The organism is Nocardioides sp. WS12 (assembly GCF_014108865.1).
In the GTDB taxonomy this organism is placed as follows: domain Bacteria; phylum Actinomycetota; class Actinomycetes; order Propionibacteriales; family Nocardioidaceae; genus Nocardioides.
In genome coordinates, this window is the sequence record NZ_CP053928.1 from 2,097,542 (window position 1) to 2,113,642 (window position 16,101).

Annotated in this window: 17 protein-coding genes; 11 read left to right on the forward strand and 6 right to left on the reverse strand. The window is 69.6% G+C overall.

Features of this window, described 5'->3' with window-relative positions; all coding sequences use genetic code 11:
- Positions 1-2: 2 nt before the first annotated feature.
- The 5 genes from HRC28_RS10175 to HRC28_RS10195 are packed head-to-tail and all read left to right on the forward strand — an operon-like array spanning position 3 to position 4,696.
- Positions 3-1,175, forward strand: a complete 1,173-nt coding sequence (locus tag HRC28_RS10175) for an MCE family protein (protein ID WP_182379975.1) — start codon at positions 3-5, stop codon at positions 1,173-1,175.
- Positions 1,175-2,305 carry an MCE family protein gene (locus HRC28_RS10180; RefSeq protein WP_237111848.1) on the forward strand — a complete coding sequence of 377 codons (1,131 nt, stop codon included), beginning with the start codon at positions 1,175-1,177 and terminating at the stop codon, positions 2,303-2,305. Before HRC28_RS10175 ends, HRC28_RS10180 begins: the two co-directional genes overlap by 1 nt.
- Positions 2,302-3,690 carry an MlaD family protein gene (locus HRC28_RS10185; protein ID WP_182379977.1) on the forward strand — a complete coding sequence of 463 codons (1,389 nt, stop codon included), beginning with the start codon at positions 2,302-2,304 and terminating at the stop codon, positions 3,688-3,690. The genes HRC28_RS10180 and HRC28_RS10185 overlap by 4 nt, the downstream gene beginning before the upstream one ends.
- An 11-nt stretch (positions 3,691-3,701) precedes the next feature.
- Positions 3,702-4,169, forward strand: coding sequence for a hypothetical protein (locus HRC28_RS10190; RefSeq protein WP_182379978.1), 468 nt, complete (start codon positions 3,702-3,704; stop codon positions 4,167-4,169).
- Positions 4,166-4,696: a hypothetical protein gene (locus HRC28_RS10195; RefSeq protein WP_182379979.1), complete on the forward strand. Its 531-nt coding sequence runs from the start codon at positions 4,166-4,168 to the stop codon at positions 4,694-4,696. The genes HRC28_RS10190 and HRC28_RS10195 overlap by 4 nt, the downstream gene beginning before the upstream one ends.
- Positions 4,697-4,709: 13 nt before the next feature.
- On the opposite strand, the gene HRC28_RS10200 is transcribed toward HRC28_RS10195, so the two are convergent.
- The 3 genes from HRC28_RS10200 to HRC28_RS10210 are packed head-to-tail and all read right to left on the reverse strand — an operon-like array spanning position 4,710 to position 8,465.
- Complete coding sequence (locus HRC28_RS10200) at positions 4,710-5,798, reverse strand: crosslink repair DNA glycosylase YcaQ family protein (protein WP_182379980.1); 1,089 nt, start codon at positions 5,796-5,798, stop codon at positions 4,710-4,712.
- Between the two features lie 14 nt (positions 5,799-5,812).
- Positions 5,813-7,483, reverse strand: coding sequence for a DUF885 domain-containing protein (locus HRC28_RS10205; protein ID WP_182379981.1), 1,671 nt, complete (start codon positions 7,481-7,483; stop codon positions 5,813-5,815).
- A gap of 10 nt (positions 7,484-7,493) precedes the next feature.
- Positions 7,494-8,465: a WYL domain-containing protein gene (locus HRC28_RS10210; RefSeq protein WP_182379982.1), complete on the reverse strand. Its 972-nt coding sequence runs from the start codon at positions 8,463-8,465 to the stop codon at positions 7,494-7,496.
- Positions 8,466-8,570: 105 nt separating this feature from the next.
- On the opposite strand from HRC28_RS10210, the gene HRC28_RS10215 reads away from it, so the two are divergent.
- The gene (locus HRC28_RS10215; protein WP_182379983.1) at positions 8,571-9,686 is read left to right on the forward strand and encodes an epoxide hydrolase family protein; all 1,116 of its coding nucleotides are present in this window, start codon (positions 8,571-8,573) and stop codon (positions 9,684-9,686) included.
- Between the two features lie 38 nt (positions 9,687-9,724).
- Here HRC28_RS10215 and HRC28_RS10220 read toward each other — a convergent pair whose 3' ends face one another.
- The 3 genes from HRC28_RS10220 to HRC28_RS10230 all read right to left on the reverse strand — a co-directional run bounded on the left by HRC28_RS10220 (position 9,725) and on the right by HRC28_RS10230 (position 12,017).
- Complete coding sequence (locus HRC28_RS10220) at positions 9,725-10,081, reverse strand: DUF4345 family protein (protein WP_182379984.1); 357 nt, start codon at positions 10,079-10,081, stop codon at positions 9,725-9,727.
- A 74-nt stretch (positions 10,082-10,155) separates the two neighbouring features.
- A complete protein-coding gene (locus tag HRC28_RS10225) occupies positions 10,156-10,416 on the reverse strand; it encodes an acyl-CoA carboxylase subunit epsilon (RefSeq protein WP_202033289.1) in 261 nt (86 codons plus the stop codon).
- Positions 10,413-12,017, reverse strand: coding sequence for an acyl-CoA carboxylase subunit beta (locus HRC28_RS10230; RefSeq protein ID WP_182379985.1), 1,605 nt, complete (start codon positions 12,015-12,017; stop codon positions 10,413-10,415). The genes HRC28_RS10225 and HRC28_RS10230 overlap by 4 nt, the downstream gene beginning before the upstream one ends.
- A gap of 67 nt (positions 12,018-12,084) precedes the next feature.
- Between HRC28_RS10230 and HRC28_RS10235 the strand changes: the two genes are divergently transcribed.
- From HRC28_RS10235 to HRC28_RS10255, 5 genes are all read left to right on the forward strand, one after another.
- Positions 12,085-12,921, forward strand: coding sequence for a biotin--[acetyl-CoA-carboxylase] ligase (locus tag HRC28_RS10235; protein WP_237111779.1), 837 nt, complete (start codon positions 12,085-12,087; stop codon positions 12,919-12,921).
- Positions 12,922-12,984: 63 nt separating this feature from the next.
- Positions 12,985-13,506: a PH domain-containing protein gene (locus tag HRC28_RS10240; RefSeq protein WP_182379987.1), complete on the forward strand. Its 522-nt coding sequence runs from the start codon at positions 12,985-12,987 to the stop codon at positions 13,504-13,506.
- Positions 13,499-14,461, forward strand: coding sequence for an adenylate/guanylate cyclase domain-containing protein (locus HRC28_RS10245; protein ID WP_182381005.1), 963 nt, complete (start codon positions 13,499-13,501; stop codon positions 14,459-14,461). Before HRC28_RS10240 ends, HRC28_RS10245 begins: the two co-directional genes overlap by 8 nt.
- A gap of 100 nt (positions 14,462-14,561) precedes the next feature.
- Entirely contained in the window at positions 14,562-14,870 is a 309-nt protein-coding gene (locus HRC28_RS10250; RefSeq protein ID WP_272902682.1) for a winged helix-turn-helix domain-containing protein, read from the forward strand.
- A gap of 41 nt (positions 14,871-14,911) precedes the next feature.
- Positions 14,912-16,093, forward strand: coding sequence for a 5-(carboxyamino)imidazole ribonucleotide synthase (locus HRC28_RS10255; RefSeq protein ID WP_182379989.1), 1,182 nt, complete (start codon positions 14,912-14,914; stop codon positions 16,091-16,093).
- The last annotated feature ends 8 nt before the right edge of the window (positions 16,094-16,101 follow it).

Below are 16,101 nucleotides of genomic sequence, written 5' to 3' on the forward strand. Positions count from 1 at the left end.
CAGTGAAGCGACTCGCACTGGTCGGCGTGGTCGGCGTGGTGCTGGCTTCCAGCGGCGCCGCCATCGATGACGGCAGCGACAAGACCCTGACCGCCAGGTTCGCGAGCACCACCAGCCTCTACGAGGGGGCGAAGGTCAAGGTGCTCGGCGTCGCGGTCGGCAAGGTCGAGTCGATCGAGGTCAAGGGCACCGAGGTCGAGGTGACCATGTCGTACGACAAGGACCTCGAACTGCCCGCCGACGTCCACGCGCTGATCGTGCCGCCGTCGATCGTCGGCGACCGGTTCGTCCAGCTGGCACCGGTCTACGAATCCGGGCCCGTCCTCGCCGACGGCGCGGGCCTCGAGCAGGCGAACACCGGCGTCCCCATGGAGCTCGACGAGGTCTACTCGAGCCTCGACGACCTCACCACGGCCCTCGGCCCCACCGGCGCCAACAAGGACGGTGCGCTGTCGGACCTCATCACGGCAACGGCTGAGAACCTCAACGGCCGCGGTGCCCTCTACAACCAGACGATCCGCGAGATGGCGGACGCCGTGACCACGCTGGCCACCAGTTCCGGGGACATGACGGGCACGGTCGAGAACCTCAACACGATCACCCACACGCTCGCCGGCAAGGACCGCCAGATGCGCCGCCTGGTGGCCAACCTCGTCAAGGTGGCGACCGTGCTCAACGGCCAGACCAAGGGCATCGATGGTGCCGTGACGTCGCTGCGGACGGCCCTGGCTGACGTGAACACGTTCATCCGCGCGAACCGCGACGAGTTGGGCAGGACGGTCGACGACCTCGCTGACGTCACGTCGATCCTCGACAAGCACAGCACGACGCTCGCCAAGCTGCTCGACCTCGCGCCGGTCGGCATCACCAGCCTGGGCAACATCTACGTCCCGCAGAACTGGGACCCGGCCCACCCGGAACTCACCCCGATCGGCGCCCGGGCCGGCTCGATCGCCATGCGGACCGCCTCGCTCGAGGGGCTGGACATGCAGATGACCTCGGCGTTGACCGCCTTGTGCACGGCCCTGCCTGCCCAGCAGGCAAGCGAGTTGGCAGCCTTCTGCAACGCCCTCCGTTCGGTCGGAAGCCTGGGGTCACTCATCACCCAGATCGGCCGCGGCGAACTCTCGCCGTCGGCCGAAACGCTCGAGCAGCTCATCGGGGGTGCCCGGTGATGCGCTGCGTCGCGCTGGTCGCCGTGGCCTCCAGCCTGCTGCTGGCAGGCTGTGACTACAGCGGTGCCGACAGCCTGCCGCTCCCCGGTGGCACGACGGGGGACACCTACCCGGTCACCGTCGTGTTCGCTGATGCCACCAACCTGGTGGCGAAGGAGACCTGCCGGGCCAACGACACCGTCATCGGGAGCGTCGAGTCGGTGGAGCTCGACGAGGACCTCGCCGCCGAGGTCGTGTGCCGGATCCGCCACGACGTCGAACTCCCGGCCAACGTCACTGCCACGATCCGCGAGACCAGCCTCCTGGGTGAGCGGTTCGTGTCGCTCGACGTACCCGAGGGTCAGGCCCCGGCCGGCGTCCTGAAGGAGGGTGCGATCCTTCCGGCCGCGACCACCCGGGTCGACCCGAACGCCGAAATGGTGCTGGGTGCCTTCTCGCAGGTCATCAACGGGGGCGGGCTGTCCAACGTCGCCACCATCACCCGGGAGCTGACCGCTGCCCTCAAGGGGTCCGACCTGGGTGCCACCGTCGACGGCCTCAACTCCGTCGTCGGTCCGCTCAACCGCAACCGCAGCGCGATCACCGCAACGCTCGAGTCCGTAGACCGGCTCAGCCGCAAGCTGGCCAGTCAGCGCGCGACCATCGGCGACGCCCTCGACGCGATCCCCGAGGGGCTCGCGGTCCTTGACCGCCAGCGGCCTCGACTGGTCAAGCTCCTGCGTCAGTTGCAGGACCTGTCCGCGACGGCGCTGCCGTTGATCGCGAACGCCAAGGCCAACACGGTCGCAGGCCTCAAGCACCTCGACCCCGTCCTCGCCCAGCTGGTCTCGGCGGGTGACGAACTGTCACGCACCCTGGAACGGATCGCGACCTTCCCGATTCCGAGCAACCAGTTGCAGGCGTTCAAGGGCGACTACGGCGGCATCTACATCGACTTCGAGCTCGACGTCGACAGCCTCGACGCCCTGCTGCGCACGGCGGCACTGCCCGCCGGTACGCCGAACCCCGGTGTCACCCCGGGAGCAACTCCCGGACTGCCGATCGAGATCCCCGGACTCGACCTGCCCGGGCTGGGCCTCGACGTGCTCGACCCGTTGCTGGTCGGTCTGCTGCAGAGGAACGCCCAGTGACGACTCGACTCACAAGGATCCAGCTCGCGATCTTCCTGGTCGTGACCCTCGCTGCGCTCGTGTACGGCGCCGTCCGGTTCTTCGACGTCGACGAGGTGTTCAACCCGCCGTACGAGGTGAACGCGGAGTTCTCCTACGCCGGCGGCATCTACCCCCGCGCCGACGTCGACCTGCTCGGCACTCGGGTCGGCACGGTCCGCGAGGTCCTGCCGGGGCCGGACTCCACGTCCAGGGTGGTGCTGGCGATCGACGAAGGCGTCGAGATCCCCACGGACGTCACCGCACGCATCGGCAACAAGTCCGCGATCGGCGAGCAGTACGTCGAGCTGATCCCGCGGACCGCAGGCGGACCCGTCCTCGCCGATGGCGACACGATCCCGGTGTCCCGGACGCTGGCGCCCCTGCGCGTCGAGCAGCTCATCGGCCACCTCGATGCCCTGGCTGGCTCGATTCCGACCGACGACCTGGCGACCGTGCTCGAGGAGTTGTCGACGGCCGTGTCCGGGATGGGACCTGATCTCGGTCGTCTCATCGACGGGACGAACGAACTCACCCGCACCTCGCTCGAGAACATCGACTCGCTCACCGGCCTGATCGACGACGCCCGGATCGTGCTCGACACCCAGGCCGAGCTCGGACCGCAGACCACCGCGTACCTCAGCGAGCTCGCGCCGTTGCTGGAGGCGTTCCGGAAGCTCAACCCCGAACTGGCCGGCCTCTTCACCGACGGCGCCAGTGCCAGCGCCCAGGTGACCGGGCTGCTGGTCGACACCGAGAAGTCCCTGCCGGTCCTGCTCGACAACCTCACCGGCCTCAACGCCGTCTTCGCCGAGCGCCTGCCGTCGGTCCGCAAGACGATGGTGGTCTTCCCGTGGGCCGTCGAGATCGGCGCGACCGCCGCCCGCTACTGCACCCACCTCAACGCGGACGGGACCGGGGTGGAGGCGACCTGCGACTACGACGCAGAAGGAAACCCCCGGGTCAGTGGACACATCGCCCTGCAACTGCCCGAGGCGCCCGGAATGGCGCCGTACCACCCCTGCACGAAGGGGTACGAGGACACCAACCGCTACCGCCCCGACGGAGCGCCGATGAAGGGCGGACGTCGTGAGGCCGCCGACGAGGAGCCGAACATGAAGGCCGGCTGCACCGCGTCGCCGTACGACCCCCTTGGCCCGAACGTGCGGGGTTCGCAGAACGCGACGAGCCGCGAGGGCCTGTACCGCGGAGCGCCCGGTTGGGGCCTGGCTGTGTACGACGAACAGACCGAACTGATGGTCGCCCCGGACGGCAGCACGTTCCGCCTCACCGGGACGACCGGCACCCCGCCGCCGAAGGGCGACGCGGGACTGGCGTGGCTGCTGCAACAGGGTGGCGCGCAATGAAGGAGCTGAGCATGCGGAAATCGGTACCGACGGGGCTGCTCGCCGTCGCCTTGGTCGCCCTGCTGGTGATCGCGGCGGTGCTCTGGAACCAGGACCGCGACACGTGGGATGACGGCGCCGTCGCGGTCGCGAAGGAAGAGGCCACGAACTTCTTCACCCTCGACCACAGCACCGCCGACGCGGACGTCGACCGGGTCCTCGCACTCGCCACGGGCAAGCTCAAGAAGGACTACGCCGGCGAGCGCGACACGGTCGTGGCCAGCGCCGTCGAGCAGGAAGTTGTCTCCTCGGCCAGCGCGCCCAGGGGCGGCGCCGCCGTGGAGTACGCAGGCACGGACACGGCGAAGGTGCTCGTCGCCCTGGACGTGACCTCGTCGGCCAAGGGCGTCAAGACCCAGGACAAGCGGGTCCGACTGCGTGTCACCGTCGACCGCGTCGACGGCGCCTGGCTCGTCTCGGCGATCGAGGAAGTCCGATGAAGCGGCTCGACCAGGTCCTCCTCGCTGTCGTGCTCGTGGTCGCCGCTGCGGTCGGCTGGTTCGCCACCCGCGACGAGCCGACCCACAAGGAGCCTGCGGCCGAGAAGGACGGCAGCTACGTCATCGGTTCGCTGCCCGAAGACGGTGAGAAGCCGGTCGGTGCGTGCGCGCAGGGCCTGGCCACCGCGCTCAGCTACGACCACCGCTCGTTGGCCGAAGGCCTCGACCGGGCCACCGCGCTGATGACCGACGAGTTCGGCAAGCGGTTCCGCGACACGTTCGAGAAGACCACCACGAAGGACGCGACCGCGAAGAAGGTCGTGACCCGGGCCGTCGTGCGCGGCGCGGGACTGGCCACGAGCGACGGCGACGCTGCCACGTGCCTGGCCTTCCTCGACCAGGTGCTCGTGCGCAGCGACGGCATCGACAAGGGCTCGGAGCCGGTGAAGGTCAGCCAGAACCGGGTGACCGTGACGCTGCGCCAGGTCGACGGCACCTGGCTGGTCGACGACATCGAGCCGTTCTGACCGGGCCAGGCTGTCAGCCTCGGGTGACCTCCATACCCAGCCAGTCGGCGAGCGCTTGCACCTCGGCGTCGACGGCATCTCCGATGGCCGGATCCCACATGAAGTCCTCGTGGACGGCGTGCACCCGCAGCGTCCGGGTCTTGCGATCGGCCTTCGCGTCGAGCTTCCCGACCAGCCGGTCGTCGTACAGGATCGGGAGGGCGAAGTAGCCCCAGCGGCGCTTCGCGGCCGGCTTGTACATCTCCAGGACGTACTCGAACTCGAACAGCTCCTGCGCCCGGTCGCGGTCGTGGAGGAGGCGGTCGAACGGCGACAGCAGCGCACACCGGCCCTCGAACGGTTCCTCGGAGGCTGCGAGGGCGTCGGTGTCGACCCGCCACGTCCCCGCGACACCCTCCACCTCGGCCTCCTCGCCGGTCTCGCCCACCTCCACGAACTCGGAGAACTGGGCGGCGGGCCGGGCGCGGGCGATGCCGAGAGAGGCAAGCCGCCGGCCGGCGAGCTCGGCACACGCGTCCTCGTAGGACGGAAGGGTCAGGTCGGTCGGGTGGACACGCTCGGCCAGGTCGAAGCAGCGGAGCCGGCCCCGCCGACCGCTGATGGCCAGTTCGCCGAACATCATCAGGAACTCCAGCATGAGCACGACGTTCTTGTCGTTGGTCCAGCCCGTCGACTGCCACGGCTCGACCGCGGTGTCGGGCACCTCGCTGGCGATCACGGGGCCGGTGTCGCGCACCCGCGCCAGGACGTCCGCCCGGAAGGCGGCGTTGGCCTCCATCCACTGCAGGGCACGGTCGTGGCGGCCCCAGCGACGGACCGTTGCCAGGGCGAGGACGACGTCGTCCATGACCCGGACGTAGGAACCGTGCTCGATGAGCGAGCGCTCCTCCTCGAGGGCGAAGCGCAGGTCCGAGGGGGAGTAGCCGGCGCCGAGCCGCGACCACGCGACCAGGTCGACGTTCGGTGCGATCGCGGCGGTCGGGTCGATCTGCAGCAACGTCAGGTGATCGACGGTGGCCACCAGGGACTCCGGGCGCCATGCGTCCAGCAGTTGTGCCCGGACGGCAATCCGCCGGGCCTGCTGTCGATCGAGCCGGATCATCGGGTCGGCCTGGCTCAGAGCCTGGCGAGCGCGGCCTTCAGCGGGTCCAGCCCGAGCGAACCGAGGTCGAGCGCCGCAGTGTGGAAGGCCTTGAGGTCGAACGCCGAGCCGTGGCGGGCCTGCGCATCGGCCCGGGCGTCGAGCCAGATCCGTTCTCCGACCTTGTACGACGGCGCCTGGCCCGGCCAGCCGAGGTACCGGTTGACCTCGAACTTCAGCGATCCGTCGTCCATCCGGGAGTGGGCGCGCATGAACTCGAAGACCCGGTCGGCGTCCCAGACCTCGCCACCCCGCCAGCCGAACGGGTTGTCCTTCGGGATGGTCAGCCCGAGGTGCACGCCGATGTCGACGATCACCCGTGCTGCCCGGAAGCCCTGCATGTCGAGGAAGCCGAGCCGGTCGCCCGGATCGGCGAAGTAGCCGAGCTCGTCCATCAGCCGTTCGGCGTACAGCGCCCACCCCTCGCCGTGGCCGCTGACCCAGCACAGCAATCGTTGCCAGCGGTTCAGCAACTCGGCCTGGTGGACGACCTGGGCGCACTGCAGGTGGTGGCCGGGCACGCCTTCGTGGAAGACGGTGGTCGTCTCGCGCCACGTGGAGTACTGCTTGTGGTCGTCGGTGAACGAGAACCACATCGTGCCGGGGCGGGAGAAGTCCTCGGTGGGCGGGGAGTACCAGGCGCCGCCGTCGTTGGTGGGAGCCACCTTGCAGTTCAGGGTGCGGATCGGGTCGGCGATGTCGAAGTGCACGCCGTCGAAGTCGGCGAGGATCGCGTCGGACTTCGCCTGCATCCACGCCTGGAAGGCCTCACGGCTTCCGCAGTCGCGGGCGGGATCGGCGTCGAGCGCGGCCACCGCATCGGCCACCGAGCCGCCGGTGACGATGCGCTGGGCGGTCGAGGCCATGTCGTCCTCGATGCGCTTGAGTTCCTCCCAGCCCCACGCGTAGGTCTCCTCGAGGTCGACGGTGGCGCCCAGGAAGTATCGCGACGCGAGGGAGTAGGCCTCGCGGCCCACTCCGTCGGTCTCGCGCCCGCGGGGCTGGAGGTCGGTCTCGATGAACCGGCCGAACTCGGCGTACGACGACGAGGCGGCTTCGGCCGCGCGGGTCAAGGCCGGCTTGAGCGCGTCGGGTGCGGCGCTGACGGCCTGCTGGAAGTAGTCACCGGCCGTGCCTTCCTGACCGGTCCAGCCGCGCACCTGGCTGGCCACTTCGACGTACTGCCGACGGGCGGAGACGCGGCCGGCGTCGGCCTCCTCCAGCAGAGTGGCGCGGTAGCCGGCGAGGGCAGCGGGAACGGCGCTGAGTCGCTGCCCGATCGCCTCCCACTCCTCGGTGCTCCCGGTCGGCATCAGGTCGAAGATCTCGCGGACCGCGTGGATGGCACTGCTGATGACCGAGAACTCGCTGCGGTCGATGCGGGCGTCCGCGCGCTCGACGGTGAGTCCGACGCGTTCGAGGAAGGCGTCCTTGGCGACCTGCTCGCGGGCGTCGCTCGCTTCGATCGCCGCGACGTCGGCCAGGGCCCTGCGGTGCAACTCCTCGCTCGCCGCGAAGCCGTCAGGCGAGAAGTCCGGCAGTTCGTGCTCGTGGCCGGGGATGCCGGCGTAGGTCGCGGTCAGGGGATCGAGTGCGGCCACGTCCTCGACGAATTGGTCAGTACGGGCGTCCACGAGTCGCGTCATGACGGGAACCCTAGGGTGCGCTGCCGACAAGGGCACGCGCATATCGGTCGGCCAACACGCGGAGGTGGTCCACGAGGGCCGGAGGCGACTCGACGGTGAAGTCCAGGCCGAGCATGCCGATCCACACGGCGACGATCTCCAGGCTGTCGCCGCCCGTGACCAGGACGCTGCGCCCGTCGTCGCGCGCCTCGACCACGCCGACCGCCGGATTGATCCGGGCGAGGACGTCGTCGGCGGGTGCGTCGATCACCAGACGGGCGTGCACGGCCCAGCCGGTGCGGGCGACCTCGCGTACGACGAGTTCGGTCAGGTCGCCCGGCAGGGGAGCGGGCGTGAAGTTGCGCCCGCCGGGCAGACGGAGCGTCAGCCAGTCCACCCGGTACGGCGACCAGTCACCCGTGGACGGATCGCGGCCCACGACGAACCAGCGCCGCTGCCAGGCCACCATCTTGTAGGGCTCGAACTCGATCCGTTCGTCCGTGTCGTCGCGGCGGTAGAAGACCCGCAGGCCGCGATGGTCGCGGATCGCCGCCGCGATCTCGGTGAGGACGCCGGGGTCGACCTCGGGGTCCTCGACGTTCGAGTCGGTGTTGACCGGGCCGGCCTCGGTGGCGTCGCGCAGACTGCCGATCTGGCGCCGTAACCGGTCGGGCAACACGTGCTCCAGCTTGGTCAGCGCCCGAGCACCGCTGTCCTCGAAGCCCGCGACGCCGGTGACCGTGCGCAGCCCCACGGCCACTGCCACGGCCTCCTCGTCGTCGAGCAGCAGCGGCGGCAACTTCGCACCGACGCCCAGCCGGTAATGGCCCGCGCGACCGCGCTCGGCCTCGATCGGATAGCCGAGCTCGCGTAGCCGACCCATGTCGTTGCGCACGGTCCGGTCGGTCACCCCGAGCCTCTCGGCGAGCTCGGGTGCAGTCCATTCGGCGCGCGTCTGGAGCAGTCCGAGGAGTTCCAGGACCCGTCCTGAAGTTTTCTTCACGTCGGTGATTTAACAGGAACGAAGGGTTCCGGATTGCCTCATAACGTCTGTTTCAAGAGGAAGGGCCACCCCCACCAAGGCCCACCACAACCGAGAGGCAAGACGATGACCGAGCAGATCACCCCCTTCAAGATCGACGTTCCCCAGGCCGACCTCGACGACCTGCAGGCCCGGCTCGAGCGCACCCGGTTCGCCCCGGCCGTCCCCGGCGACTCGTGGGAGTACGGCACCCCGGAGTCCTACCTGCGCGACATGGTCGAGCAGTGGAAGTCCTACGACTGGCGTGCCACCGAGGCGCGGATCAACGAGCGCGCCGGTTACGTCACCGAGATCGACGGCCAGCGGATCCACTTCCTGCACGTCCGCTCCGAGGTCGAGGGCGCGACGCCGCTCCTGCTCGCGCACACCTACCCCGGCTCGATCATCGACTTCCTCGACGTGATCGGTCCGCTGGTCGACCCCGAGGCTCACGGCGGCAAGGCCGAAGACGCCTTCCACGTCGTCGTACCGTCGATGCCCGGGTTCGGCTGGTCGACCCCGGTGGTCGACACCGGCTGGACGATGAAGAGGGTCGCGGAGGCGTACGACGTCCTGATGCGCCGCCTGGGCTACGACGCCTACGGCGTGCACGGCAGCGACGGCGGCGCGATGGTCGGCCGCGAACTCGCCGTGATCAACCCCGAGGGTTTCCTCGGTGCGCACGTCCTGCACCTGTTCTCGTTTCCGTCGGGAGACCCGTCGGAGTTCGAGAACTTCGGCCCCAAGGAGTACGCCGCCCTCGAGCACATGCAGTGGTTCCAGTCGGTCGGCGGCTACAACGCGATGAACGGCAGCCGGCCGCAGACGGTGGCCGCCGGTCTCGCTGACTCCCCGGTCGCGGTGCTCGCCTACAGCGAGCTGTTCGAGAGCTTCGGCAATGGCACCAGCCTGGTCAAGCCGGAGCAGGTGCTCGCCCAGGCCACGCTCTACTGGCTGACCAACACCTACGGTTCGGCCGCGCGCTACCACTACGAGGAGACGCGCTCCGGTGCCGAGCCGGTGGTCAGCCAGGGCCGGATCGGGGTCGCGGTCTTCAAGGACGACTTCCAGACCATCCGCTCGCTCGCCGAGCGCGACAACGCGAACATCCAGCACTGGTCGGAGTTCGCTGCGGGCGGCCACTTCGCCGCGATGGAGGTGCCGCAGGACGTGGTCAGCGACCTGCGGGTCTTCTTCGCCTGATCCCCGCCGTTCCGTCCCCGCTCAGCGCCCGGTCCGCCTCAGGTGGTCCGGGCGCTGCGGCGTGCGCCGATCAGGAGTGCCGCGGCCGCGGCCGTCTCGAGTGCGATGAAGCCCGCCATGTTCGGACTCGGCCGGCCCTCGAAGGCAGACGACGCTGCGCGGCCGGCTGCCATGCCGGCCGTGGCGATCCCGACTGCGGTCGCAGAGTTCGGGTTCGCGATCAGCGCGGCGGCCAGGCCGAGCGGCAGGCCCCCGTACACCGCACGGATCTCGGTGCGGGAGTCGGCGTTCGGCGCGGTGAGGCCGGTGGAGGCCGGCACCACGGACGGCTTGAGGAAGGACACGATGCCGAGGCCGGCGTACCCGGCGGCCCCGAGGGCGATGAGGGGGTTCATGCCGTCATCGTGCCTCGCGACGGTCCCGCGAACCATGACTTGTGAGGTCATGGGAGTCGTGCGTTGGCCCGTCGTCAGCGCGGCAGCGCGCTGGCGCGCCAGGCGCCCCGACCGTGCGCGGGGGCGCGCCCGGGGTAGGTGCGCAGCTTGCGCGCGGGCGAGGCCCACTCCGACTTCACCGGCTCCTCGGCCGGTGCGTCGCCGCCCAGGGCGGAGAACACCGCGACGATCGCGGCGACCTCCTCCGGGGTGGTGGACGGCGTGATGATCCGGAGCAGCGGGGCTGCCTCGACCACCGGGGTCTCGCCGGGCTCGACCACTGACTCGTCGCTCACAGCGGGATGTTCCCGTGCTTCTTGGGCGGCAACGTCTCCCGCTTCGTACGGAGCAGGCGCAGCGCCTTGATGACCTCGGCGCGCGTCTCGCGCGGCATGATCACGCCGTCGATGTAGCCGCGCTCGGCAGCGATGAACGGGTTCGCCAGCGTGGTCTCGTACTCGTCGATCAGCTCGGCGCGACGTGCTTCCACGTCACCGCCCGCGGACTCGACAGCAGCCAGTTCCTTGCGGTGGATGATGTTCGCGGCACCCTGCGCGCCCATGACGGCGATCTGGCCGGTCGGCCACGACAGGTTGATGTCGGCACCGAGGTGCTTGGAGCCCATGACGTCGTACGCGCCGCCGTAGGCCTTGCGCGTGATGATCGTGACGAGCGGGACGGTCGCTTCGGCGTAGGCGTAGATCAGCTTCGCGCCACGGCGGATGATGCCGGTCCACTCCTGGTCGGTGCCGGGCAGGAAGCCGGGCACGTCGACGAACGTCAGCACCGGGATGTTGAACGCGTCGCAGGTGCGGATGAAGCGGGCAGCCTTCTCGGACGCGTCGATGTCGAGGCAACCGGCGAACTGCATCGGCTGGTTCGCGACGACACCGACGGGACGGCCCTCGACGCGGCCGTAGCCAATGATGATGTTCGGCGCGAAGAGCGGCTGCACCTCGAGGAAGTCGGCGTCATCGAGGATCGTGGTGATGACGTCGTGCATGTCGTAGGGCTGGTTGGGGCTGTCCGGGATCAGGACGTCCAGCGCGATGTCGGCATCCGACGGCTCGAGGTCGGCGACCTCGTCGTACGACGGCGCCTCGTCGAGGTTGTTCTGCGGCAGGAAGGACAGCAGCGCCTTGACGTACTCGACGGCGTCTTCCTCGTCGGCGGCCATGTAGTGGGCGTTGCCGGACTTGGTGTTGTGCGTGCGCGCACCACCGAGGTCCTCCATCGTGACGTCCTCACCGGTGACGGTCTTGATGACGTCAGGTCCGGTGATGAACATCGCGGAGGTCTGGTCGACCATGATCGTGAAGTCGGTGACGGCGGGCGAGTAGACGTGGCCACCCGCGCAGTTGCCCATGATCATCGAGATCTGGGGGATCACGCCGGAGGCGTGGACGTTGCGGCGGAAGATCTCGCCGTACAGGCCGAGCGAGACGACGCCCTCCTGGATACGGGCGCCGGCGCCTTCGTTGATGCCGACGATCGGGCAACCGGCCTTCATCGCCAGGTCCATGACCTTGGTGATCTTCTCGCCGTAGACCTCGCCGAGCGAGCCACCGAAGACGGTGAAGTCCTGCGAGAACACGCAGACCTGGCGGCCGTCGACGGTGCCGTAGCCGGTGATGACGCCGTCGCCGTACGGGCGGGTCTTCTCGAGACCGAAGGCGGTCGACCGGTGCCGGGCGTATTCGTCGAGTTCGACGAACGAGCCCTCGTCGAAGAGCATCGCGATCCGCTCGCGGGCCGTCTTGCGACCCTTGGCGTGCTGCTTCTCCTGCGCCTTGGCGGCCGGCGCGTGCACGGCCTCGTGGGTACGACGCTCCAGATCGGCGAGCTTGCCGGCGGTGGTGTGGATGTCGATCTCTGCCGGCTCGGGCTGCGCGGTCACGGTGGCCTCCTCCTTCGGAACACCCCGGGGGTTTCCTCAGGGCGTCTGCTGCGCAAGGGTAGTGCCCGTGACGGCCAGCCCGACCCAGCGCCCTGCTCGTGGACCACTCGACGCCCAACGGTTGTCGAGTGCCTTCGCGCTCCACCCCGATCTCAGCCTGGAACTCCTGGCTGAGGCACCGTCGACCAACCAGGTGGCTGCCGAGCGCGCCCGGGCGGGCGCCGCGGAGGGGCTCGTCGTCGTCGCGGACCACCAGGTCGCCGGTCGTGGTCGCCTCGACCGGACCTGGGACACGCCCCCGGGCACGGCGGTGACCTTCTCGATCGTGCTGCGCCCGACGGTTCCGCCCGCGGTCTGGCCGTGGCTGCCGCTCCTCGTCGGCCACAACGTCGCCAAGGCGATCACCTCCCGCGGGTACGACGCCCGGGTGAAGTGGCCCAACGACGTACTCCTCGACGGCGACCGCAAGGTCGCCGGGATTCTCGTCGAGCGGATCGACACGCCCGAGGGTCCGGCCGCTGTGGTCGGTGTCGGGATCAACGTCGACACCACGGCCGACGAACTTCCGGTGCCGACCGCGACGAGTCTTGCCATCGCCGCACCCGGCGCGCCCGATCGCACCCAGGTGCTGCTCGAGGTGGTGGTCGCCATTCGTGAGGGGTACGACGTCTGGCAGGCCGGCGGCGACCTCGGGACGGCGCGACTGGCGACGTCGTACCGCTCCCACTGCGTGACGTTGGGTCGCGACGTGCGCGTGGAAGTGCCCGGCGGTGGCGAGCTCCTGGGACGCGCCGTGGACGTCGACGAGCACGGTCGTCTGGTCGTCGAGAAGGCGGATGGTGGCAAGGAACTGGTCGGTGCGGGCGACGTCATCCACGTCAGGAACGCCGACCCCGCCCCCTGAGCGCACCGTGGTCTGTGCCCGATCGGGACTGGCGGATCGGGGCGGGGGTGGGATGATCACCTCGTGGCCATCTCGAAGAAGCTGCTGAACCCCGGCGAGCGACTCATCATCAGCACCCGTCAGCACCCCAAGGCGCTGTTCGTGCCGATCCTGCTGCTGGTGCTGTTCCTGGCGATCGCCGTCGTCGCGCAGGTGAAACTCGAGAACGACGGCTTCCAGCAGACGCTCACCTACATCGTGTGGGTGCTGGCGCTGCTCGGCATCCTGTGGTTCACGGTCCGGCCCTTCTTCGTCTGGCTGACCACCGTCCACGCGTTCACCGACCGGCGACTGATCACGCGCAACGGCATCCTGACCCGCCGCGGCCACGACATCCCGCTGGCCCGGGTCAGCGACATCTCGATCGAGATCAACCTGATCGACCGCCCGTTCGGCTGCGGCAGCCTGCTGATTGCGGATGCCTCGACCAACGGTCTGGTCCGGCTCAACGACATCCCGCACGTCGAGGCCGCGCAGCGCCAGCTCAACGAACTCCTCCACGGCCTGCACCGCGGACCGGAGGTCCGCCGGGACGAAGGTGTCTGAGAACGGCCCCGAGCGCAGGCTCCTCGGGGAGGACCCGAAACACACTGCTGTCGAGGCGGCCGAACTCGCAGGGTTGCCGCTCGAGAAGGCCCGGAGGCTGTGGCGCACCCTCGGCTTCGCCGAGCAACGCGACGAGCGTGCGTACACGGCTGCCGATGTCGATGCCCTGGGGCTGATGGTCGACCTTCTCGGCGAAGGAGTCATCGACTTCGACGGTGCGCTCAACGTGGCCCGGGGAGTCGGCCTCACCATGGCGCGCCTGGCCGACTGGGAGGTCGGCGAGCTGGTCCACAACGTCAACGAGGCATTCGTGGAGCAGGCGACGGGTGCCGGCGAGGACCCCACGGAGTGGGTGATCGACCGGTTCGGCACCCGCTTCGAGGACCTGCTCCTCTATGCCTGGCGCCGCCATCTGGCCGCTGCCGTGGTCCGCATGCAGTCGGTGCGCGCCATCGACTCGGATCCGCACACCACCGACCTCTGCGTCGGCTTCGCCGACATCGTCGGTTTCACGGCGCTGTCCAACGAGGTGACCCGCGAGCGGATCGGCGAACTGGTCGACATCTTCGAGGCCCGCTGCGGCGACGTCATCAACCGTGAGAAGGGCCGGATGATCAAGAGCATGGGCGACGCCGTGCTCTTCGTGAACGACGATCCGATGGCCGCCTTCGCGACGGCCGAGGGCATCATCAACGTGATCGGCCGCGATCCCCGGATGCCGGACGTGCGCGTCGGCCTCGCCACGGGCGGCGTGGTGCTGCGCCTGGGCGACGTCTTCGGTCCTCCCGTGAACCTCGCTGCTCGGCTCACCCAGGTCGCTCGGCGCAACCGGATCATCGTTGACCAGGCGACGGCCGACCTCCTTCCGGCCGACCAGATCGAGGCCCGGCCGCTGCCCGCGCGACCCGTCCGCGGGTTCGGCGTGGTCGAGCCGGTCGCCGTACGCCGCGCCTGACCGCACCTCCCCTCTGGACACGATCGGCAAAATTCTTGCCGTTTCGCCGCGAGATCCCGGCGCGATCCTTACCTTGAACCCTGTGATCGAGGTGCAGGATGTGCGGGTTGATCCGTCAACCCGTAGGACGTGGCGTGGGGACCGCGAGGTACTCCTGTCGCGCAAGGAATTCGATCTCGTGCACGCCCTGATTGCCCGCGCCGGCTCCGTGGTCACCCGCGAGGAACTCATGCGAGACGTGTGGGGAGTCACCTTCTGGACGTCCTCGAAGACCATCGACGTCCACCTCGGCTGGGTACGACGCAAGCTCGGTGACGACACCCGTCAGCCGCAGCTGATCACGACGATCCGCGGCCAGGGCCTGCGCTTCGAGACCGCCGTCAGTGCGGATCTCACCGGTTCTGCCTGACACGTCCTGATGGCCCAGAGCTGATTGCGTAGGGTTCGGCCGTGTCCACGACCGAATCTGCCGCGCCCCGTATTGCTGTCATCGGTGGCGGACAGCTCGCCCGGATGATGGCCCAGCCGGCCATCGCGCTCGGCGTACCGCTGCGTCTGCTGGCCGAGGCCGAAGGCGTCTCCGCCGCACAGGTGATCCCTGACCACCGGGTGGGGGACTACCGCGACCTCGACGACCTGCGGGCGGTGACCGAGGGCTGCTCGGTCGTCACGTTCGACCACGAGCACGTCCCGACCGAGCACCTGCGGGCGCTGGCGGCCGACGGTGTGATCGCCCACCCGGGCCCCGAGGCGCTGGTGCACGCGCAGGACAAGATCGTGATGCGCGAAGCGATGGCCCGGCTCGGTGCCCCGCAACCGCGCTGGGCCGTGGTGGCCTCCGCTGCTGACGTCGAGGCGTTCGGCCTTCCGTGTGTCCTCAAGGTCAGTCGGGGCGGGTACGACGGCAAGGGAGTCTGGGTCGTCCGTACGCCCGACGACGCGACCGAGGCGCTCGCCGTCGCCGCAGAGGCCGGTGTGCGCGTGCTGGCCGAGGAGTTCGTCGACTTCCGTCGTGAGCTGTCGGCGCTGGTGGCGCGGGCGCCCAGCGGCCAGGCCGCCGCGTACCCGGTCGTGGCGACCCTGCAGGTCGATGGTGTCTGCCGCGAAGTCATCGCGCCGGCGCCGGACCTCGAACCGGCCCTCGCCACCGCTGCCCAGCAGCTGGCCCTGCGGATCGCCGGCGAACTCGGCGTCACCGGCATCCTCGCGGTCGAACTGTTCGAGGCGGTCGATGCGGAGGGTCGTGTGCACGTCCTCGTCAACGAGCTCGCGATGCGCCCGCACAACACCGGCCACTGGACCCAGGACGGCGCGGTCACCAGCCAGTTCGAGAACCACCTGCGCGCCGCGCTCGACCTGCCCCTCGGCTCGCCGGAGCCCCGCGCCCGGTGGACCGTGATGGTCAACATCCTCGGCGGCGACAACGATCACGTCGGACGCCTCTACGACGGCTACCCCCACGCTCTCGCCCGTGACCCGCACCTGCGCGTGCACCTCTATGGCAAGGACCTGCGGCCGGGTCGCAAGGTCGGGCACGTCAATGTCTATGGCGACGACCTCGACGACTGCCTCGAGCGCGGTCGGCACGCCGCCGACTGGTTCCGCGGGGACCTCGGCAACGAGAGCGAGTGAGCGGCCAG